This window comes from Subtercola boreus, from assembly GCF_006716115.1.
GTDB lineage: Bacteria > Actinomycetota > Actinomycetes > Actinomycetales > Microbacteriaceae > Subtercola > Subtercola boreus.
This window is the reverse complement of sequence record NZ_VFOO01000001.1, coordinates 1,243,706-1,263,417: the sequence shown is the minus strand read 5'-3', so window position 1 is coordinate 1,263,417 and position 19,712 is coordinate 1,243,706. Positions and strand designations below refer to the sequence as shown.

The 19,712-nt window shown below is 68.3% G+C and carries 21 protein-coding genes; 8 read left to right on the top strand and 13 right to left on the bottom strand.

Annotated features, from left to right (window positions below):
- Positions 1-82: 82 nt before the first annotated feature.
- Genes FB464_RS05900 through FB464_RS05890 form a run of 3 tightly spaced genes read left to right on the top strand, consistent with a single transcriptional unit; the run spans position 83 to position 2,669 of the window.
- The gene (locus FB464_RS05900) at positions 83-1,525 is read left to right on the top strand and encodes a purine-cytosine permease family protein (RefSeq protein ID WP_116414693.1); all 1,443 of its coding nucleotides are present in this window, start codon (positions 83-85) and stop codon (positions 1,523-1,525) included.
- A complete protein-coding gene (locus FB464_RS05895; protein ID WP_246092948.1) occupies positions 1,522-2,016 on the top strand; it encodes a nucleoside deaminase in 495 nt (164 codons plus the stop codon). Before FB464_RS05900 ends, FB464_RS05895 begins: the two co-directional genes overlap by 4 nt.
- Positions 2,017-2,072: 56 nt before the next feature.
- Positions 2,073-2,669, top strand: a complete 597-nt coding sequence (locus FB464_RS05890; RefSeq protein WP_116414694.1) for an HdeD family acid-resistance protein — start codon at positions 2,073-2,075, stop codon at positions 2,667-2,669.
- Positions 2,670-2,672: 3 nt separating this feature from the next.
- On the opposite strand, the gene FB464_RS05885 is transcribed toward FB464_RS05890, so the two are convergent.
- Positions 2,673-3,164: an NUDIX hydrolase gene (locus FB464_RS05885; protein ID WP_116414695.1), complete on the bottom strand. Its 492-nt coding sequence runs from the start codon at positions 3,162-3,164 to the stop codon at positions 2,673-2,675.
- 4 nt (positions 3,165-3,168) lie between these two features.
- Positions 3,169-3,942 carry an SDR family oxidoreductase gene (locus FB464_RS05880; protein WP_116414696.1) on the bottom strand — a complete coding sequence of 258 codons (774 nt, stop codon included), beginning with the start codon at positions 3,940-3,942 and terminating at the stop codon, positions 3,169-3,171.
- A gap of 154 nt (positions 3,943-4,096) precedes the next feature.
- Between FB464_RS05880 and FB464_RS05875 the strand changes: the two genes are divergently transcribed.
- From FB464_RS05875 to FB464_RS05860, 4 genes are all read left to right on the top strand, one after another.
- Complete coding sequence (locus FB464_RS05875) at positions 4,097-4,570, top strand: NfeD family protein (protein WP_116414697.1); 474 nt, start codon at positions 4,097-4,099, stop codon at positions 4,568-4,570.
- Positions 4,567-5,571, top strand: a complete 1,005-nt coding sequence (locus tag FB464_RS05870) for an SPFH domain-containing protein (RefSeq protein WP_116414698.1) — start codon at positions 4,567-4,569, stop codon at positions 5,569-5,571. The genes FB464_RS05875 and FB464_RS05870 overlap by 4 nt, the downstream gene beginning before the upstream one ends.
- Positions 5,564-6,349: a glycerophosphodiester phosphodiesterase family protein gene (locus FB464_RS05865; RefSeq protein ID WP_116414699.1), complete on the top strand. Its 786-nt coding sequence runs from the start codon at positions 5,564-5,566 to the stop codon at positions 6,347-6,349. Before FB464_RS05870 ends, FB464_RS05865 begins: the two co-directional genes overlap by 8 nt.
- Positions 6,350-6,482: 133 nt before the next feature.
- On the top strand, positions 6,483-6,848 hold the full coding sequence (locus FB464_RS05860; protein ID WP_116414700.1) for an RNA polymerase-binding protein RbpA: 366 nt from the start codon (positions 6,483-6,485) through the stop codon (positions 6,846-6,848).
- A gap of 74 nt (positions 6,849-6,922) precedes the next feature.
- On the opposite strand, the gene lnt is transcribed toward FB464_RS05860, so the two are convergent.
- The 10 genes from lnt to FB464_RS05810 form a co-directional block, all read right to left on the bottom strand.
- Positions 6,923-8,512 carry an apolipoprotein N-acyltransferase gene (lnt, locus tag FB464_RS05855; protein ID WP_116414701.1) on the bottom strand — a complete coding sequence of 530 codons (1,590 nt, stop codon included), beginning with the start codon at positions 8,510-8,512 and terminating at the stop codon, positions 6,923-6,925.
- A complete protein-coding gene (locus FB464_RS05850) occupies positions 8,509-10,965 on the bottom strand; it encodes a DEAD/DEAH box helicase (protein ID WP_116414702.1) in 2,457 nt (818 codons plus the stop codon). Before FB464_RS05850 ends, lnt begins: the two co-directional genes overlap by 4 nt.
- Positions 10,965-11,720: a twin-arginine translocase subunit TatC gene (gene tatC / locus FB464_RS05845; protein ID WP_116414703.1), complete on the bottom strand. Its 756-nt coding sequence runs from the start codon at positions 11,718-11,720 to the stop codon at positions 10,965-10,967. The genes FB464_RS05850 and tatC overlap by 1 nt, the downstream gene beginning before the upstream one ends.
- Positions 11,721-11,780: 60 nt before the next feature.
- Positions 11,781-12,080, bottom strand: a complete 300-nt coding sequence (tatA, locus tag FB464_RS05840; protein ID WP_116414704.1) for a Sec-independent protein translocase subunit TatA — start codon at positions 12,078-12,080, stop codon at positions 11,781-11,783.
- Positions 12,070-12,417 carry a hypothetical protein gene (locus FB464_RS05835; RefSeq protein WP_116414705.1) on the bottom strand — a complete coding sequence of 116 codons (348 nt, stop codon included), beginning with the start codon at positions 12,415-12,417 and terminating at the stop codon, positions 12,070-12,072. Before FB464_RS05835 ends, tatA begins: the two co-directional genes overlap by 11 nt.
- Before the next feature lie 9 nt (positions 12,418-12,426).
- Entirely contained in the window at positions 12,427-13,428 is a 1,002-nt protein-coding gene (locus FB464_RS05830) for a helix-turn-helix transcriptional regulator (protein WP_116414706.1), read from the bottom strand.
- Positions 13,409-14,455 (bottom strand): helix-turn-helix transcriptional regulator, encoded by a 1,047-nt coding sequence (locus FB464_RS05825; protein WP_116414707.1) that lies wholly within the window; start codon positions 14,453-14,455, stop codon positions 13,409-13,411. The genes FB464_RS05830 and FB464_RS05825 overlap by 20 nt, the downstream gene beginning before the upstream one ends.
- A gap of 58 nt (positions 14,456-14,513) precedes the next feature.
- Positions 14,514-15,494 (bottom strand): FKBP-type peptidyl-prolyl cis-trans isomerase, encoded by a 981-nt coding sequence (locus FB464_RS05820; RefSeq protein WP_116414708.1) that lies wholly within the window; start codon positions 15,492-15,494, stop codon positions 14,514-14,516.
- Between the two features lie 64 nt (positions 15,495-15,558).
- Positions 15,559-16,620, bottom strand: a complete 1,062-nt coding sequence (locus FB464_RS05815; protein ID WP_116414709.1) for a tRNA (adenine-N1)-methyltransferase — start codon at positions 16,618-16,620, stop codon at positions 15,559-15,561.
- Positions 16,617-17,291, bottom strand: a complete 675-nt coding sequence (locus tag FB464_RS05810) for an HAD family hydrolase (RefSeq protein WP_246092947.1) — start codon at positions 17,289-17,291, stop codon at positions 16,617-16,619. The genes FB464_RS05815 and FB464_RS05810 overlap by 4 nt, the downstream gene beginning before the upstream one ends.
- Positions 17,292-17,446: 155 nt before the next feature.
- On the opposite strand from FB464_RS05810, the gene FB464_RS05805 reads away from it, so the two are divergent.
- Complete coding sequence (locus FB464_RS05805) at positions 17,447-18,316, top strand: proteasome assembly chaperone family protein (protein WP_116414710.1); 870 nt, start codon at positions 17,447-17,449, stop codon at positions 18,314-18,316.
- 83 nt (positions 18,317-18,399) lie between these two features.
- Here FB464_RS05805 and mshC read toward each other — a convergent pair whose 3' ends face one another.
- Positions 18,400-19,680, bottom strand: coding sequence for a cysteine--1-D-myo-inosityl 2-amino-2-deoxy-alpha-D-glucopyranoside ligase (gene mshC, locus FB464_RS05800; protein ID WP_116414711.1), 1,281 nt, complete (start codon positions 19,678-19,680; stop codon positions 18,400-18,402).
- Between the last annotated feature and the right edge of the window lie 32 nt (positions 19,681-19,712).

The window sequence follows — 19,712 nt, the reverse complement described above, 5'->3', positions numbered from 1 at the left end:
TCTCTGGACAACCGTGTAAACAGTGTGTGACAAATGCCGGGCACCCGGATGCTCGCCGGGTGCCCGCTCGTAGGATCGCTCCATGAGCGACAGCACCCTCACGAAGGCATCCCCGGCTCCGGCCCCATCCCGCATCGAACCGGGTGGCATCGAGGCCATCCCCGCCGACCGGCGGCACGGTTCGCCCTGGCAGCTCGTCTCCACCTGGACGGCGCCGAACCTCGAGTTCGCCACGGTCTTCGTCGGGGTGATCGCCGTCGCCTTCTTCGGGCTCGGCTTCTGGCAGGCCATGGCCGCCCTCGTGCTCGGCAGCGCGGCCGGTGCCCTCACGCAGGGCATCCTCTCCACCTGGGGCCCGCGGGAGGGCCTCGCCCAGATGGTCCTCAGCCGTACAGCCTTCGGCTACCGCGGCAACATCCTGCCCGCCGCCATCAACACGGTGATGGCGGGCCTCGGCTGGTTCACCGTCAATTCGGTGAGCGGCGCATTTGCCCTCTCGACCCTCACCGGCATGTCCCCCGTGCTCGCCCTGCTCATCGTGGTGGTGGTGGAAGTGGCGGTCGCCTTCATCGGGCACGACCTCGTGCAGGTCTTCGAGCGCTACGCGAGCTTCGTGCTCGGAGCGATCTTCCTCGTCGCCACGGTGACGATCTTCGTGCATGCCGACCTCGGCGTCGTGGTCGACGGCAGTTCGTTCAGCTTCGGCGGCTTCACCCTGGCGGCGGGTGCGGCCTTCGGCTACGCGGCCGGCTGGAACCCCTACGCTGCCGACTACAGCAGGTACCTGCCGGCCTCGGTGCGGAAGGCCTCGGTGGGCTGGGCCGCGGGGCTCGGCAACTTCGTCTCCTGCGCCGTGCTGATGGCGGCTGGTGCCGCGGCGGCCACGATCGCCGGGTTCGACCCGGGCGACCCGACCGGTTCGTTCACGATGTCGATGCCCCCGGTCATCCGGGATCTCACCCTCATCGCGATCACCGTGGGTGCCATCGCGGCGAACGCCCTGAACGTCTACTCGGGGGCGATGTCGTTCCTCGCGGCGGGCATCAGGATCCCGTTCGCCCTCCGCCGCGCACTGATCGCGCTCGGGTTCGGCGTGATCGGCTTCTTCCTCGCCTGGAGCGCGATCCCCGACGCGGGATCCACGTACGAGAACTTCCTGCTCGTCATCGCCTACTGGATCGCTCCGTGGCTCGGAGTGATCCTCGTCGACCGGTTCCTCCGGCGCGGCACCGAGATCGCCTCGATCGTCCCCGAGCACGTGAAGTACCGGAACGCGGCGGGCGTGATCGCCTTCGTCGTGAGTCTCGTCGTCTCGATCTGGCTGTTCTCCAACCAGACCTTCTTCGTCGGTATCGTGCCGGCCGCGGCACCCGAAGTCGGCGACCTGACGGCGATCGTCGGGTTCGTTCTCGGAGCAGTGCTCTACGCCCTGCTGTTCCGGGCCTTCCGGCCGAGACTCGGCGGCCCGCTCGGCACGACGCCGTCCGACGTGACCGGCGTCGACGCTGCGGACGACGTCGCGTGAGCGGCACCGAGACCGCGGCGGTCGCGATCGTCGTCGGCGCGATCTATCCGACGGATGACGCGATGCTGTCCGTCGCGAAAGCCGAAGCCGCCCGGAGCGCCGCGGAGGGCGGCATCCCGATCGGCGCCGCCCTGTTCACCCGTGACGGGGTACTGCTCGGGAGCGGACACAACCGGCGCGTGCAGGACGACGATGCGTCGATGCACGGTGAGACGAGCGCCTTCCGGAACGCCGGCCGGCAGCGGAGCTACCGCGACACGGTGATGGTGACGACGCTCTCGCCGTGCTGGTACTGCTCAGGGCTCATCCGCCAGTTCGGGATCGGCCGGGTCGTCGTCGGGGACGACGTGAACTTCCTCGGCGGCCAGCACTGGGCCCAGGAGCACGGAGCCGAACTCACGGTGGTAAATGATGCGGGGCTGATCCAGATGATGGGAGCATTCATAGCAGAGTCCTCCGAACTCTGGAACGAGGACATCGGCGCAGTCTGATGTCACCGGCACCTGGGCGTTCTCTGAACCTGGACACAACACACTGAGGGGTAACAATGTCGACACCACCCACGAACCAACTGCGGTTCTCGCTGTACACCGAAGACCCGGCACCGGTGGTGCTGCGACACTTCAAGATCGCTCTCTGGATCGGCGCGGTGCTCTCGGTGCTCGTCGGCGTGCTCGTGCTGGTCTGGCCGGGTTCCACACTCGAACTGGTCGCGTTCCTCTTCGGTCTCTACTTCTTCGTCGTCGGGCTGATGCGTATCTTCGTCGGCATCATCAACGGCACGCTCTCCCCGGGCACCCGGGTGCTGAGCGTCATCCTCGGCGTGCTGCTGCTCGTCGCGGGCGTCATCGCGCTTCGGAACCCCTTTGCCTCGCTCACGGTGCTGGGCCTCGTCATCGGTTTCTCGTGGGTCTTCGAGGGTGTGCTCGCCCTCACCCAGACGGTCAACGATTCGTCGAAGTGGTACGGCACGCTCCTCGGTGTGCTCTCGATCGTCGCGGGCATCGTGTTCCTGCTCTCACCGATCCCGTCGCTCGCCGTGCTGACCGTGTTCGCCGCGTGGACCTTCATCGTGCTCGGCATCTTCCAGGCCGCGTCGGCGATCACCCTCGGCCGCACGCCGAAGGCCCGCGTCGCGAAGTAGCGGTCAGGCGCGCTTCGCGAGCTCGTTCCGGATGACCGTGGTGAGGTCATCCGGTTCGATGCTCTCGGTCGTGGTCTCGAGGTCGCCGAGGGCCCACCAACGGCTCGCCTCCATGTCGACGTGCTCCTCCGGCGTCCAGTTCGCGCTGACGGGTTCGAACTGCACCGTGCGGAAGACGAACCACTCCTCGTAGTTGGTCTTGAAGACGCCGGGCGCCCGTTCGTCGCTGAACTCCCGCGTGCGGATAGGTGCACCGAGCGCCTTCGCCTCCACCGCCAGCCCGGTCTCCTCGAAGAGTTCCCGTGCCGCGGCCTCCGGGTGCGACTCCCCCGGCTCCACGTGCCCGCCCGGCGTGACCCAGCGCGTCGGGTTCGTCGGCACGTTGGCCTTCGTCAGGAAGAGCAGCACCCGGTCGTCGCTGTCGAACAGCAGCACGCGCGATTTGCTGAAGTCGAAACCCGGGTGCTCGGAGGCCGGCTGGTGGGCGGCGGGCATCCGGTCAGTCCGTCAGCTCGGGCGCGAAACCCGACACGTCGCCGACGTATCGGGTGTGCTTCTCGGGGATCGGCTCGACGGCGGCAGCGGCAACCTCCGCGGCGAACTCTGCGACGTTGTAGAGCCGGCCGGCCGACTCCTTGCGCGCGCTGATCGCGCCCGGGTTCGCCCGCTCGAGCAGTGTCGCGGTGATGGTGCCCTCGATCATGTCGCCCGAGACGACGACGAAGGTGATGCCCGCTTCGTCGAGGCGCGGGATGAGCGAGCGGAGCGCGTCCTCGCCGGCGCGCTTGCTGAGAGCGACAGGTTCGTACTCGGGCATCGTCTCGGTGGTGCGGATGAAGTGCGCCTGGTGGCTCGTGACGAACACCACGCGGGATCCCGGCTGGAGCAGCGGCAGAGCGCTGGTCAGCAGGTCGACCTGCGCGTCTCGGTTCAGGGTGAGTGCGTAGTCGGCCGCCATGCCGCTCTCCATGCCGCCCGAGGCGTTCAGCACGAGGATGTCGAGGCCCCCGAGCTCCTCCTGCACCGTTTCGAACATGCTGGCGACGGATGCCGCGTCGGTGAGGTCGGCGCCCACGGTGATGGCCGTCGCCCCCTCGGCACGCAGCTTGTCGGCGAGCTTGTTCGCCCGCGCCTCCTTGTTGCGGTAGTTGATGACGACGCTCGCGCCCGCCTCGGCGAAGTAGGTCACGGTGTCGGCGCCGACACCGCGGCTCGACCCGGTCACGAGAACCCGCTTGCCGGCGAGAGATCCGGGAGTGAGGGGGTTTGACACGTCGTGCTCCTGTCGTCGGGGCGCGGCTCTGGCCGCGGGGAAGGGTGCTTGCGTTTCCGCAGATGAGACTACCAAGGCATGACCTGTGAACTTCGTATCCACCGAGGCTCGACTGGTAGTTTCATATGAAGCAACGACAGCGAAGGAGCAGCTCATGGCAGAATTCCTGGCCTCGTACGCGTGGGTGATCTGGCTTGCGTTGATCCTCATCTTCCTCGTGATCGAGACGCTCACTCTCGACCTCCTGTTCGTGATGCTCGCGGTCGGCAGCGTCGGCGGGTTGGTCTCGCACTTCGCCGGGGCACCGTTCCTGCTGCAGGCGGTTATCGCCGCCGTGCTCGCGCTGCTCCTCATCTTCACGCTGAGGCCACCGCTCCTCCGGCGGCTGCACCGCGGCAGTGACGAGACGCCGACCGGCATCGCAGCCATGCTCGGCCTCGAGGGCCAGGTGCTCCAGGCCGTCACCGACACCACCGGCAGTGTCAAGCTCAGCAACGGCGACACCTGGACTGCCAGGGTCTTCCCCACCGCGATCGACCAACAGCTCCTGCCGGGCCAGCTCGTCTTCGTCAAGGCAATCGATGGGGCGACCGCACTGGTCGCTCCCGAAGAGAAAGCACTCCTGTGAACGACTTCTCCGTAGGCTCCGTGATCGCCGTCATCGTGGTGGTGATCGTCGTCATCTTCGTGATCGTCACGCTGGCCAAAGCCATCCGCATCATCCCGCAGGCCAGCGCCGGCGTTGTCGAGCGACTCGGCAAGTACCACAAGACACTCATGCCCGGGCTGAACCTGCTGGTCCCGTTCATCGACCGGCTCCGCCCCCTGATCGACCTCCGCGAGCAGGTCGTGTCGTTCCCGCCGCAGCCGGTGATCACCGAAGACAACCTGGTGGTCTCCATCGACACCGTCGTCTTCTTCCAGGTGACGGATGCCCGCGCCGCGACCTACGAGATCGCGAACTACCTCGGCGCCGTCGAACAGCTGGCGACAACGACCCTCCGGAACGTCGTCGGCGGGCTGAACCTCGAAGAGGCGCTGACCTCACGCGACGAGATCAACAGCAAGCTCCGCATCGTGCTCGACGAAGCCACCGGCAAGTGGGGCATCCGGGTGGGCCGGGTCGAGCTCAAGGCAATCGATCCGCCCCTGTCCATCCAAGACTCGATGGAGAAGCAGATGCGCGCCGAGCGTGAGCGCCGCGCCGTCATCCTGACCGCCGAGGGAACGAAGCAGTCGGCCATCCTCTCTGCGGAGGGTCACCGCCAGTCGGCCATCCTCTCCGCCGAGGGTGACGCGAAGGCGGCCGTGCTCCGGGCCGAGGGTGAGGCGCAGGCCATCACGACGGTGTTCGAGGCGATCCACCGCGGCAAGCCCGACCAGATGCTGCTCGCCTACCAGTACCTCCAGACGCTGCCGAAGCTCGCGGAGGGCAGCGCGAACAAGCTCTGGGTCATCCCGAGCGAGCTCACCGAGGCGCTGAAGGGTATCGGGCAGGCGTTCGGCGACCGGGGAGCCGCTGCGGCCGCCGCAGCAGGGTCCGGCTCCGGAACCGGTGCAGCGACCGGGGGCCCGGCCGCGCCGGCCACGCTCGCGAAGCCGACCATCGAGACCACCCCGGGTGCGTAGACCCGCTCCCGGCTACTTCACTCCCGCGCTCCCCCGGCTGCTCGCGCACCGCGGGTTCAGCACGGAGCACGTCGAGAACACACTCCTCGCCTTCCGCGCTGCGGTCGACCGGGGAGCACTCTACGTGGAGTGCGACGTGCACGCCTCCCGGGACGGTGTTGCCGTCGTGGCGCACGATCCTGACCTCAGCCGCCTGCTCGGGGTCGAGGGCACGATCGAGACCTTGACGGCTACCGAGCTGGCCGCGCTCGACCTGGGTGGCGGTCACGGCTTCTGTACGTTGCTGGATGCCCTGCGGGAGTTCCCCGAAACCAGATTCAACATCGACGTGAAGTCCGCGGCCGCCGCCGTCCCCGCAGCGCGCGCCATCGCCGACGCAGAGGCTGCGCATCGGGTGCTGCTGACCTCCTTCTCGGATCGCCGCAGACGGAGCGCCCTGGACGCGGTTCCCGGCGCCCTCCGCCCGGCGACGTCCGCCTCCGCGCACACCATCCTGTTCACCCTGCTGGCCGGCACGCTCGGCCTCGCGCCTGTGGTGCGCCTGCTGCTCCGGAACGTCGACGCCGTGCAGGTTCCCGAGACGGCCCTGGGGCTCCGATTCCCGACGAGACGGATGCTCCGTATCATCCATTCGGCCGGTGTCGAGATGCACATCTGGACCATCAACGATCCCCGGAAGATGGCCGAACTGCTGGCCGCAGGCGTCGACGGGATCATCACCGACCGCATCGATCTGGCCCTCGATCTTGTCTCCCAGACCAAACGGAAAGGCGGGTGACTACGAACACGAAGTCAAGGGCAGACGCACGATCCGAATATCTGGGAGTGTTCTGGGAATAGACATCGCTCCGAATGATCGGGACGGGCAACGGGTTTATACCTAGGTAAGCAAAGCGGGAGGAGACCACACAATGGCAGATCGCAGCTTGCGCGGAATGAGACTCGGGGGCCAAAGCCTCCAGAGTGAAGAGGGAGTCGTTTTCTCTCCGCGCATGACACACACATACCTGTGCAGCACGTGCGGCAAGGAGACCGAGATGGTCTTCTCAGCCGAAGCAGAAGCGCCCGAGACCTGGGAGTGCAAGTTCTGCAGCAACGAGGCGGTTCTCATGATCGGTTCCGAACCGATGGTGCTCGACCGTGCCGAGGCCAAAGTGCCTCGCAGCCACTGGGACATGCTGCTCGAGCGCCGCACCCGGCCCGAGCTCGAAGAACTCCTCCAGGAGCGGCTCGACTACCTGCGGGCCCGACGCGGCCAGCACAAAATCGGCGCGTAGCTCGCCGCCTCATCCAAACCCCGAAAGTTGCCGTAATCCACCCCGATTACCGGCAAATTTCGGGGTTTCGGCCGTTAACGGGGGCGGCGGCGGGTGCGGGCTGCCGCGACGAGGGACAGGGCGAGGCCCGCTAGGCCGAGGCCGGAGACCAGCCACTCGATGCCGCGACCGACGAGGCTGGCGGGGGTGATCGTGGTCGACAGCGGCACGTCGTCGACCATCGCTCCGGGGGTGTAGGGCGCGATCGCATCGAGGGTTGAGCCGTCGGGGGCGATGATCGCGCTGTGGCCGACGGTCGAGATGTTCACCACGCTCCGGCCGGTCTCGATGGCCCGGAGGCGTGCGATCGCCAGCTGCTGAAGGTTCTCGTCGGTCTGGCCGAAGTCCGCATTGTTGGTCTGCGCGAGGATCACCTGGGCCCCGTCATCCACCATCGCCTGCACCGCGCTGTCGTCGGTGATGTCGAAGCAGATGGAGATGCCGGCCACCACGCCGTCGACGTTCATCACGGTATCGGTCGTGCCGACCTGGTAGTCGCGCGTCACGAGGTCGACGAGGTCGGGAACCAGCGCGCGGAAGAACGGCCGGGCCGGCATGTACTCCGCGAACGGAACGGGGTGCCGCTTGTCGTAGAAGTCCGCTACGGTTCCGTTCTCCCAGAGCAGCGAGGTGTTGTAGAACTTGCCGTCACGCTCGGCGATCGTACCGACAACGAGTGGCGCCTTCATGATGCCGCTGATGAAGTCGAGGTCGGCAGCGGCGGCTCTGGATGCTTCGGGGTCGACGTCCGACGCGTTCTCGGGCCAGACCACCATGTCGACGTTGTCGCCTTCGAGTTTCAGCGTCTCGGTGATGTGCGCGTTGAGGTTGTCGCCCGCCTCGACCCGATCCAGCAGTCCGGATTTGGTGTTGCCCTGCACAGCCGCGATCCGCGTGGTGCCCGTGGTCGGCGCGGGCCAGGCCGGCACGACCAGCAGGAGCGCGACAGCGCCCACGGCCAGGGTGACGCGGGAGAGAACGGAGACGCCCACCTCGCGGCAGAGCTGGATGACGAACGCCACGAGCCAGACCAGCAGGAAGCTGAGCCCGGAGATGCCGACGAAGGCGACGAGCGAGGCGAACGGGCTCATCGACTGCGAGAACGCCACGCGCCCCCAGGAGAAACCACCCTCCGGGGCGACAGCGGTGAAGGCTTCGCGCGCCGTCCACAGGCCGGCGACCACGATCGGCAGGATGCCCAGCCGGCCGAGCCGCGTCGGCCAGACCCGTGGCGCGAACCGGTACACGATCGCGATGGTGACGGCACCGATGGCGAAGAAGGCGGCCTCGACCACGGCCAGAGCGAGCCAGGGTACCGGCCCGAGGTAGAGCGTGAGCCAGGAGATGTGGGCGCACCAGAACGCGAGGCCGCCGATCAGGCCGATCAGCAGGGCCCGGTTCCAGCGCTGGCCGATGAGGCTCACGAGGATGCCGGCCACGCCGACCAGGGTCAGCGGCCAGATGTCGGCGCCGGGAAATCCGGTCATCAGGCTGAGGCCACCACCGAGCGCGGCGAGGCAGGCGAGCCAGAACGGGAGCAGGGGTCCCGCGACCTCCGCAGCCACGGGGAGGGCCCCCGGTGCGGGCGGCCTGGTGGCGATGCGAGACAGAACAGCCGTCATCATGCCACCGAGGAGTAGGCGACGATCCCGCGTTTGACGAGGTCGAGGGCCAGGCGGGCGGTCGTTGCCACCTTCGGGTCGTACTGGTTCTGCAACTGGTCGAGCAGATCGATCGTCTGCTTGGTCCACCGTACGAAGTCCCCGGCGGCGAGGTCGGCGTCGTAGAGCACGGTGTCGAGGCTCGCTCCACGCGCCCATTCGTTCATCGGTTTGGCGAGCCCGACCGAGATCGGTGAGGAGCCCGGCAGGCGGTGCCGCGTCTCGAGCTGCTGCAGGTCTTCCCAGATCTTCTGCGTCGCTTCCAACGCCCCGCGGAAGGCGCCGCGCGGCAGGAACCGCTCCGGCAGGTCGTTCTCGTCGCGCCGCGGTTCGTAGACCAGCGAACAGGCCATCGCGGCGAGCCCGGCCGGATCGAGGTTCGCCCACGCGCCGTGGCGGATGCACTCCGCCACCAGCAGGTCGCGCTCCCCGTAGATCCGCTTCAGGGTCTTTCCGGAGTCGGTGAGCGTCAGCTCCCCCGCCGGGTCGGCCTTCAGGTAGTCGAGCTGCATCAGCACCTCGGTGATCCGGTCGAAGACCTTCGCGATCGCGCCGGTACGGGTGTTGATCTGCTGCACGAGCTGGTCGGTCTCCCGGCGGAGGCGGAACCAGCGTTCGGCCCACCTGGCGTGGTGCTCGCGCTCAGGGCAGACGTGCACCGGGTGCGCCTTCATGCGTCGACGCAGGTCGGTGATCTTCTTCTGCCGACTGTCGCGTTCGGCCCGGGTCTGGGTGTCGGCCCGGCCGGCACCGGAGCGTTCGACGTCGCTGAGTTCACGCCGGAGCGCCGCATACTCCGAGAAGTCCCCGAGGTGGCAGCTCATCGCCTTCTGGTAGCCCTCCAGCGTCTCCTCCTGCGACCGCACCTTCCGGGCGAGGTCGACGACGGCGCGGTCGGCCTGGAACTGGGCGAACGACAGTTCGAGCGAGTCGCGGGTGCGGGCCCTACCGAACTGGTCGATGAGGTTGACCGCCATGTTGTAGGTCGGCCGGAAGCTCGAGTTGAGGGGATAGCTCCGACGGGAGGCCAGCGAGGCGACGGCCTGCGGGTCGATGCCGTCACGCCACTGGATGACCGAATGACCTTCCACGTCGATACCGCGTCGCCCCGCCCGCCCGGTGAGCTGGGTGTACTCCCCCGGCGTGATCGGAACGCGGGCTTCGCCGTTGAACTTCTCGAGGCTCTCGAGCACCACGGTGCGCGCGGGCATGTTGATGCCGAGTGCGAGGGTCTCGGTCGCGAAGACGACGCGCACGAGCTTCTTCTGGAAGAGTTCCTCCACGACCTCCTTGAAGGCGGGCAGCAGGCCCGCGTGGTGAGCGGCGACGCCCCGTTCTAGGCCTTCCAGCCACTCCCAGTAGCCCAGCACGGCGAGGTCTTCGTCGAGCAGGGTGCGGCAGCGCTCATCCACAATGCGCCGGATCTCTTCGCGCTCCTCGGTCGTCGTCAGGCGGACGCCAGCACGCAGCACCTGCTTCACGGCCTGGTCGCAGCCGACCCGGCTGAAGATGAAGAAGATGGCGGGAAGGAGGTTGTGCTCGTCGAGCAGGTCGGTCAGTTCCGCACGGTCCATCCGCGGAGCCTGCGTGTGGTTCGGCCGGTACTTCGACGAGTTGCGGCCCCGGCGATCGTTGCCGCCCGAGCGGTTGCCGTTCCGCGACTGGGGAGCGCCCGTCGACCGCGCGATGCGCATCAGCTCCGGATTGACCCGGCTCGTCGTGGCCTGCCCCGTGCCGTCGAAGAGGTCGAGCAGCTTGTGACGCACGAGCATGTGCTGGTCGAGTGGGACGGGCCGTTCCTCCGACACGATGACCTCGGTGTCGCCGCGCACGGCCTGCAGCCAGTCGCCGAACTCTTCGGCGTTCGACACGGTCGCACTCAGGGAGACCAGTCGCACGGAGGTCGGAAGGTGGATGATCACCTCTTCCCACACCGCACCCCGGAACCGGTCGGCCAGGTAGTGCACCTCGTCCATCACGACGAAGGCCAGGTTCGCGAGCAGGTCGGAGCCCGCGTAGAGCATGTTCCGCAGTACCTCGGTGGTCATGACCACGATGCGGGCGGTGGGGTTGATGTTCGTGTCGCCGGTGAGGAGCCCGACCTGGGCCGCGCCGTACTCGGCGACGAACTCCTGGAACTTCTGGTTGCTGAGGGCCTTGATCGGCGCGGTGTAGAAGACCTTCGACGACGTCGACTGCATCGCCATGAAGACCGCGAACTCCGCGACGATCGTCTTGCCCGCTCCGGTGGGGGCTGCGACGAGCACACTGTTGCCGGCTTCGAGGAGCTGGCAGGCCGCGATCTGGAACGGGTCGAGGTCGAACTTCAGACCCTGGCGGAAGTCATCGACGACAGGGTTCGTCGCCCTGGTGCGGCTGAGGGCGTACCGCTCGGCCGGGGACAGCGCCTGCGTCATTACGGCACAACCAGTTCGGCGTCGAACTTCTCCTGCGCTCGGGCCTTGCGGCGATCGTGGATCCACGAGATGAGCGCCGCTGTGTAGAACAGGACGACCATCGGGATGGCGAGCAGGAACATCGAGAACACGTCCGCCGACGGCGTGGCGATGGCGCAGAACAGCACGATCACCAGGATGGCGATCCGCCAGGACTTCAGGATGGACTTCGAGCTCAGGATGCCCGCGAAGTTCAGCAGCACGAGCAGGACGGGCAGCACGAAGGCGATACCGATGGCCACCACGAGTTTGAGCACGAACGAGTAGTAGGTTCCGGCACTGATGATGTTCGTCGTGTCCTGGGGGGCGAAGCCCGTGAGGATCGACACCATGTGGGGCAGCACGTACCAGCCGGCGGCACAGCCGGCGAGGAACAGGGGCACCGCGGTGAGCACGAAGCCTACGGCGTACTGCTTCTCGCGGCGGGTCAGCCCCGGGACGAGGAAGGCCCACATCTGGTAGAGCCAGATCGGGGAGGCCAGTACGATGCCGACGGTGATGGCGATCTGCAGGCGCAGGTCGAAGGCCTGCGAGACATCCGTGAAGTTCAGGGAGGCGGCTCGCCCCTGGGAGCTCGTGATGGCACTGACGGGTGCACTCAGCGCGAGGAGGATCTGGTCGGAGATCAGCCAGCCCACCACTGCCCCGATCGCAACTCCGAGGAGTGCGCGGAACATGCGCTTGCGAAACTCGACGAGGTGCTCACCGAGCGACATTCGCCCGTCGCGGTTCGCACTCTTCTTGGGGCGAGCGGCCGCCTTGGAGCGAACGGCCACTTACCTGGAGGCGGTGTTGTGGTCCGAACCGAGGTCCGTGGGGGTGACGTTCGCCACGTTCACGTCGGCCGGCTTGTTCAGCGTCGTCGGCTCGGCGATGTTCGAGGCGGTCTCGGCGGAGGCCGGCTTGGCCTCTGCGCCGCTCGGGTCGTCGGACTTCATCGTCTTGACTTCGCTCTTGAAGATACGCATCGACTGGCCGACGCTCCGGGCGAGACCGGGGAGTTTGGGAGCACCGAAGAGAAGGAGCACGATGGCGAGGATGACAATGAGATGCCAACCCTGAAGGTTACCGAGCATGGGGCCACGTCCTTTGTCTGTAATCGGATGTTGTGAGGAGTTTACCCCGTTCCAGCCGTTTCTCCCTGCGAAGCTCCTTTTCGTCTGCACGGCGTTGCCTCTGGATGTCGCGGCGGCGGTACATCTCGGCGTAGCCGAGCAGGATCGCGTTGTCGCTCGGCTCAGGGGTGAGCTGCTCGACGTTGTCCTGGACGCTGCCCACCTGAGCGCCGAGCTGGCTCAGTTCGCCGAGCACGACGCTGGCCTTTCTGAACAGCCGCCAGCCGAGGAGGGCGTACATGCCGAGCATCGCGAGCACCAGAACGGCCCAGATCACGATCCAGCTCCACCAACTCATGAAGCGAGTCTAATCAGTCGGTTCGGCGTCGTAGGCCGCGAGGGCCTCGGCCGCCCACTCCTCGACCGCACGCCGCGCCTCCGGAGGATCGATGACCCGCACCACGCCCGGAAGGCTCGCGACGAGCCTCTTCAGCCCGTGGATGTGCGCCACCCGCACCGTCGTCTGCACGAGGGCCCCGCGCTCCAGCTGCGGCGCGCCCTCCGCCAGGTACTCCCCCAGCAGGCTCACCGCCGCCGGATGCACCTCCAGCACCACCCCGAGGGTCTCACCTGAGCCATCGAAGAGGTTGTCGCTGAGGGCGAGGTCGCCCGGGCTGTAGAGATTCGGGTTCGCCGTGACGGTCAGGTCGGCCATCCGGTCCAGCCGGAACGTGCGGATGCCCTGCCTGGTGTGGCACCAGCCGCGCAGGTACCAGTCCTCGTTGTTGGAGTCGATCCGGAGCGGATCCACCACCCGGTGCTCACGGGCCCCGCGCGAGCCCACGTAGTCGAACTCGATCTGCACTCCAGCGGCGACGGCCGAACGGATGATCACCAGGGAGTCGTTCGCCTCGGAGCGTGCCACGGCGACCTGGCTCGGCACCTCGGAGGCCCCGCGGGCCAGCTTCGCCATCAGCGACGAGTGCACCGCGCTGTCGAGCGTCTCGGGAAGTGCCTGGAGGTACTGCAGGCCGGCGATCAGCGCGGCCGCCTCCCGGGCGGAGAACCGCGGTGAGTCGTCGAGAGCCACACGGTGCGTGATCTGGATCTCGTCGCTCTGCTCGAAGTCGTCCCAGGCGATGTCGAAGAGGTCGCCGTGCTGGTACTGGCTGGTCTCGCCGGGAACACCCGACACCGCGATCAGGCGCACGGCCTCCCGCACCTGCTCCTCACTGACCTGGAAGTGGGTCGCGGCATCCGTCACGGAGACCCGGTCGCGGTCGAGGAGGTAGGGCACCAGCGCGAGCAGGAACGCGAGCTTGTCCTGCGCGTGCACGAAATTCGACCTCTCAGGCGGTCTCTTCGGCATCGTCACCTCCGTCGGGGGCCGGGCGGTCGAGCGGCTGGTGGGTGGCGACGGTCAGTTCGAGGCGGCGGCGCACGGCCACCCGCAGTTCGGCCGGCGAATCCACGAACACCTCTGGCCCGAATCCGGCGAGTTCGTCGGCCAGCAGGTGCAGGTCGGTGAAGTGCAGGGTGAGGCTGTCGTCGGGGTTCCGGATGCTCCCCCGCCGGTTCACCAGCCGGGTCTCCGCATCGGAGCCCTGCCGGGCCCGCACCACCGCGGTGTTCGCGGCCCAGATCTCGTCGAGCTGGCGGAGGGCGGTCTCGGCGGAGCCGACGGAGTCGCTCACGAACGGCGTGCGGGTGCGATTCACCGGGCCGACGATCCGGGAGAGCAGGAAGGTGCGCGGTTCTCCCGCGTGCTGGTCGATGCCCGTGATGTGCCACCGGCCTTCGTGCTGCACGAGCGCGAGCGGGGCGACCGTGCGTTCGCGCGGCGAGAGGTCCCCGGGCTTGAGGTACGGGAAGCGCACCAGCACCCTCCGCGTGAGGGCGTCGGTGAGCGGGTCGAACGCCGCATCGCGGGTGCGGATGCGCGGGGCGTAGCCGAGCACGGGCTCGACCGGGTCGACCCCGAGCGAGCGCAGCTTCAGCAGGGCGTGCCGCGACTCCCGGGAGAGCGAGCCCTCCCGCCAGGCCATTGCCGCGAGGTTCAGCAGGGCGATCTCCTCCGGCGAGAACGAGATGTCAGCCGGCAGGTCGTAGGAGCCCTTCGGGATCCGGTAGCGGAGGTTGTGGTTGCTGCCCGACTCATCGAGCGGCTCGCTGGTCTCGAGCGGCACCCCGAGTTCGCGGATGTCGTCCTTGTCGCGTTCGAACTGGCGCTCGAGGGTCGCGTTGTCGCCACCGAAGACATAGCGCTGGCGGTAGCCCTGCACCGTCGAGAGGATCTCGTTCTTCGTGAGACCCGCCTCGGTCGCGAGCAGTGCAAGCACCAGGCTGAACAGCCGCTCTTCGACGGGTACGGGCGCGGGCCCCCTGGTCTCAGTCATCAGGACACCATTTTACGGGTGCACCGGCACGTTTCCGGCGCGTGGTGGGCGTGCAGATTTATTGCGCGGGCGCGGCGGGGAGGATGCCGAGCACGTCGACGACGTACACGAGCGTCGAGTTCGCCGGGATCTTCCCGTCGGTCGAGGCCGTGTCCCCGTAGCCGGAGGCGGGCGGAACGACTGCGATGTACTGCGACCCGACCGTCTGGCCGACCAGCGACGGCACGATGGTCGTCGCCAGCGGGTCACTCGAGGAGGCCTGCACGAGCTTCGGCGTGCCGTCGGCCCAGGTCGAGCCAGCGATGGACTTGTCGGCCCACACGACGGCGGTGTACTGGACGATCACGTTGTCGCCGTCGGCCACGGCGACGCCGCTGCCCTTCTTCAGGTCGGCGACCCGCAGGTCGGTCGGCACGCTGCCGGAGGGGATCGTGATGCCGGGGCGGCCGTCGGGCGCGAGGGCGACGCTCGGGAATCCGGCCTCGGCGGGCTGGATGGCCCCGTCGGCCGAGGTTCCGAACGCGTTCGTGATGTCGAAGACCATGACGAGCGAGTCGCTGGCGCCGACACCCGCCTGGCTGTTGCCCTCCGTGCCGAAACCGTCGGCGGGGGGCATCGTGATGGCGACGCGCGAACCCACCGTGGCGCAGGCGAGGCCCTTCTGGATGCCCGGGATGCCCGCTGTCGAGATGGGGAAGGTCGAGGCGGTCTTGCCGTCGTAGGCGGTGGCCGTGACCGTCGCGCCGGTGGTGGCATCGAGCAGCGTGTAGTCGCCCGAGACGATGCCGTTGGCGGGGAGTGTCGCGCCGCTGCCCGTGATGAGCACGCTCACCTCGGTGTCGCTGCCGGCGTTCAGAGGTGTGCCGAACGTGATCTTCGGCGCCGTGCCGAGGTCGCCGGTGGCCGTGACGAGGTCGGAGGCGGCTCCCGAGGAGGCCATCGGCGTGCATCCGGCGGCCGAACTGCCACCCGACGAGCTGCACCCTGCGAGGGCGACGAGCAGGCCTGCGGCCACGATGAGCGCGACGGACTTACGCACGGATCCTCATTTCAGGTATACAACGGATTTCGGTGACTACGGCGGTTCACAACCGCGAGCCGCCCTAGTCTAACGGGTCGGTTTCGAGCGGGTTTTCAGCTTCGCGCGCGAGGGCAGCGTTCGCACTGGCGCTGGCCTGGCGAACCCGTTTGCGGAGGCTCTTGGGGCTGATCCCGCGTTCGCCGAGAGCCCCGGGGGTCCACGCCTCGACGTCGTCGTCGGAGTACTCCGACTTGGAGGCCCGGCGCTTGAGCTCCGGCAGCACCGAACCGGGCGCGAGGCGGCGCGCGGTGACGAGGAACCCGGTGTGTCCGATCATCCGGTGGTCCGGCCTGACGGCGAGTCCCTCGACGTGCCAGGTGCGCACCATCGTCTCGCTCGGATCGGGGTTCGTGAAGAGGCCGGAACTCCGGATCGTCTCGGTCACGCGGGAGAGCTGGGTGACGGTGGCGACGTAGCAGAGCACGACTCCCCCGGGCTTCAGCGCGGCGGCGAACGCCTCGATGCACTCCCACGGGGCGAGCATGTCGAGGATGACGCGGTCGACGGTCCCGTCGGCGTGCACGGTCGGGAGGGCCTCCGTCAGGTCGCCGACAGTGACGGTCCAGTTCTGCGGTGCGGCGCCGGTGAACGCGGCGACGTTGGCCCGGGCCACATCCGCGAACTCCTCGCGCCGTTCGAAGGAGGAGAGCTGTCCGCCGGACCCGAGTGCACGCAGCAGCCAGAGCGAGAGCGCGCCGGAGCCGACGCCCGCCTCCACGACGGTCGCGCCGGGGAAGATGTCGGCCTGGGCGAGGATCTGCGCGGCGTCCTTCGGGTAGATGATCGCGGCGCCCCGGGGCATGGCCATCACGAAGTCGGTGAGCAGCGGCCGGAGGGCCAGGTACTCGATACCGATCGAGTTCTCGACGACCGAGCCGTCGGGCAGGCCGATCAGGTTGTCGTGCTCGATCCAGCCCTTGTGGGTGTGGAACGTGGCGCCGACCTCGAGGCTGATGCTGTTCATCCGGCCCTTCGGCCCGGTGAGCTGCACCCGGTCGCCGGCCCGGAACGGTCCGCTGTACTGGGGGGTGGGCACCGAGGGGGTGGGCACCGAGGGGACGATCGGCTGCGGGGAAGTGGTCATCTGTGGGGTGTCCTTGAATCTGAGAGAACTCGAACCACGTCGGCCGCCTGGCGGCCGTCGAGGGTCGGCCAGAGCACGTGCGCTCCGCTGTCCTCGAGGGAGAGGTAATGGGGTACGCCGATGGTGACGACGCCGGCGGCGACGGCAGACGCGGTGCCCGCGAGGCTGTCTTCGATGGCGACGCAGTCGGCTGGGGCTGCACCGAAGTGCGCGGCCGCGGTGAGGTACGCCTCGGGGTGGGGCTTCGGATGCGTGACGTCGTCGCCCGAGACCACGAGGTCGAACGCGTCGAACGGGATGAACGACCGGACATGCTCGGCCATCCGACCGATCGACATGGTGACCAGGGCCGTCGGGATGCCGGCCCGACGGAGATCGAGCAGCAGTTCCTTCGCACCCGGGCGCCACGGCACGGCCACGGAGATCTGCTCCATGACCCGGTCGCTCAGCAGGTCGACGATCGCGTCCTCTCCCATGTCGACACCCTTGGCCTGCATCGTGCGGGCGGTGCGCCAGAGGCCGGAACCGACGAGATCGAGGGCTTCCTCATGCGTCCAGGTGCCGCCGTAGGCCTCGATGAGAGTGGTCTGGGCGGTCATCCAGTACGGCTCGGTATCGACGAGCGTGCCGTCCATGTCCCAGAGAACGGCGGCAGGAATCTGTTCGGTCACGGGATCGAAGCCTACCGTCTGCCCGGGGCGACCGCCCGGGCACGACGGCCTATCCTTGAGGAACGCTTCCGCGCGGGTCGCCCGCAACGACCCACCGCAACACCCACCGCAGAGACCCACCGCAACGACCAGAGAAACACGAGGACTTCCCCGAAGTGGCTGAGAGCAAAGATTTCCTGACCGGCCGACTGATGGTCGTCGCCTTCGAGGGCTGGAACGACGCCGGCGAGGCGGCATCCGCTGCGGTGCGGAGCCTGAAGGAGCAACTCGACCTGGCCGAGATCGTGGAGATCGACTCGGAGGACTTCTTCGACTACCAGTTCAACCGGCCGACCAGCGAGTTCGACGACGAGGGACAGCGCATCCTGGTCTGGCCGAACGCGACGATCTACGGGCCGTCCGCCGACGCGGACTCGACGGTCTTCCTCCTGCTCGGCACCGAGCCCTCCCGCAACTGGAAGCGGTTCACCAGCGAAGTGCTGAACGTCGCCGTCGACGCCGGCGTCTCCGGTATCGTCCTGCTCGGCGCCATGCTCGCGGACGTGCCGCACACCCGCCCGATCAGCATCTACTCCACCAGCGAGAACGACGGCGTGCGAACGGAGCTGGAGCTCGAGCGGAGCACCTACGAGGGCCCGGTGGGCATCCTCAGCATCCTCTCCGACGCCGCCGAGCAGCTCGGCATCCCGACGGTGAGCCTCTGGGCGAGCGTGCCGCACTACGTGCACAACGCCCCTTCGCCGAAGGCCACCCTGGCGCTGATCGACCGGCTCGAAGAACTGATCCACGTGGTCATCCCGCGCGGCGACCTGCTCGAGGAGGCCGCGGCATGGGAGTCGGGCATCGACGCGCTGGCGGGTGAAGACGAGGAGATGGCCTCCTACATCCAGCAGCTCGAACAGGCCCGCGACACGGTCGACTCGCCCGAGGCGAGCGGCGAGGCCATCGCCCAGGAGTTCGAACGCTACCTGCGGAAGCGCGGGGACGGCCCGGCTGCGGGTTCCACGGAGCCCTGGCGGCCGTAGGCGGGGGCCCGCCGGCGTGCGGGTCCAGGCCCGGGGCGTCAGTTCAAGCCTGAGGGCATCGGCTCAGGCCCGGGGGCGTCGGCTCAGGCGGCGATACGGATGCCCAGCAGGGCGTCCACCGCGTCGAGCACCGTCGCGGGAACGGCCGTGGCCGACCCGAACCACCCGTCGAGCAGCTCGAGTGCCGCGGGCGTGTCGAGGTCGTCGGCGAGAACGTCCTGCAGGCGGCCGACGAGGGTCACGGCATCCGGTGCGGCCGCAGGGGACGCGCCCCGCTCGTCGACTCGCCGACCCGCCGCACCCGTCCACCGGTCGAGCCGGGCCGAGGCGTGCTCGAGGTCGGCGTCGGTGAACTCCCAGTCGCTCCGGTAGTGGTGCGCCAGCAGGGCGAGGCGGATGGCGCGGGCATCCACTCCCGCGGCGCGGAGCTTCGACACCAGCACCAGGTTGCCGAGCGACTTCGACATCTTCTCGCCCTGGTAGGCCACCATGCCGGTGTGGGCGTGGATCGACGCGAACGGCTCCCCGGTGAGTGCGGTCGCGTGCGCGGCGCTGAACTCGTGGTGCGGGAAGATCAGGTCGGAGCCGCCACCCTGCACGGCGAAGTCGCGGCCGATGTACTTCAGCGCGATCACCGCGCACTCGATGTGCCAGCCGGGGCGGCCGGAGCCGACCGCTGAGGGCCATTCCGGCTCGCCTGCGCGGGCGACCCGCCAGAGCAGCGGGTCGAGCGGGTCGCGCTTGCCCGCGCGGCCCGGGTCTCCCCCGCGCTGGGCGAACAGGTCGAGCATCGTGGCGCTGTCGTAACGGCTCTCGAGGCCGAGGAACCACGTCGTCGCCTCCGCGGCGCGAGCGGAGTCGAAGTAGATGTCGCGGGCGTCGCCGTGCAGGGCGTCCGGTGTCGGAACGCCGTAGGCGAACCCCGTCTCGACCAGCTCGGCCACGGCCTGCCCGATCTCATCGACGACCTCGGTGACAGCGATGTAGTTCGCCGGCGGGATCACCCGGAGCGCCTCCATGTCGCCGCGGAAGAGATCGGTCTGTTCCGCCGCGAGCTCCCGCCAGTCGACGCCGGTCGCTGTTGCCCGTTCCAGCAGGGGGTCGTCGACGTCGGTGACGTTCTGGGTGTAGTCGACGGCCAGGCCCGCGGACCGCCAGAGGCGGTTCAGCGTGTCGAACGCCAGGTAGGTCGAGGCATGGCCGAGGTGGGTGGCGTCGTAGGGCGTGATGCCGCAGACGTAGAGCCCGGCGACGCCGTCGGTGCCCGGTGCCTCCTCGATCTCACCGCTCTGCTGGTTGAACAGGCGGGGAACGGGCCCCGTGGATGCCAGCGTGGGAACGTCGGGTGAGGTCCAGGAATGCACTACTGAACTCTAACTTCTGGCGCGGCGTCCGC

Bases quoted from the DNA above. Each gene is read 5' to 3' on its own strand.
- FB464_RS05900 (WP_116414693.1), top strand. From the start codon at position 83: ATGAGCGACAGCACCCTCACGAAGGCATCCCCGGCTCCGGCCCCATCC.
- FB464_RS05890 (WP_116414694.1), top strand. From the start codon at position 2,073: ATGTCGACACCACCCACGAACCAACTGCGGTTCTCGCTGTACACCGAA.
- FB464_RS05885 (WP_116414695.1), bottom strand. From the start codon at position 3,164: ATGCCCGCCGCCCACCAGCCGGCCTCCGAGCACCCGGGTTTCGACTTC.
- FB464_RS05875 (WP_116414697.1), top strand. From the start codon at position 4,097: ATGGCAGAATTCCTGGCCTCGTACGCGTGGGTGATCTGGCTTGCGTTG.
- FB464_RS05860 (WP_116414700.1), top strand. From the start codon at position 6,483: ATGGCAGATCGCAGCTTGCGCGGAATGAGACTCGGGGGCCAAAGCCTC.
- lnt (WP_116414701.1), bottom strand. From the start codon at position 8,512: ATGATGACGGCTGTTCTGTCTCGCATCGCCACCAGGCCGCCCGCACCG.
- FB464_RS05850 (WP_116414702.1), bottom strand. From the start codon at position 10,965: ATGACGCAGGCGCTGTCCCCGGCCGAGCGGTACGCCCTCAGCCGCACC.
- tatC (WP_116414703.1), bottom strand. From the start codon at position 11,720: ATGTCGCTCGGTGAGCACCTCGTCGAGTTTCGCAAGCGCATGTTCCGC.
- tatA (WP_116414704.1), bottom strand. From the start codon at position 12,080: ATGCTCGGTAACCTTCAGGGTTGGCATCTCATTGTCATCCTCGCCATC.
- FB464_RS05835 (WP_116414705.1), bottom strand. From the start codon at position 12,417: ATGAGTTGGTGGAGCTGGATCGTGATCTGGGCCGTTCTGGTGCTCGCG.
- FB464_RS05830 (WP_116414706.1), bottom strand. From the start codon at position 13,428: ATGCCGAAGAGACCGCCTGAGAGGTCGAATTTCGTGCACGCGCAGGAC.
- FB464_RS05825 (WP_116414707.1), bottom strand. From the start codon at position 14,455: ATGACTGAGACCAGGGGGCCCGCGCCCGTACCCGTCGAAGAGCGGCTG.
- FB464_RS05815 (WP_116414709.1), bottom strand. From the start codon at position 16,620: ATGACCACTTCCCCGCAGCCGATCGTCCCCTCGGTGCCCACCCCCTCG.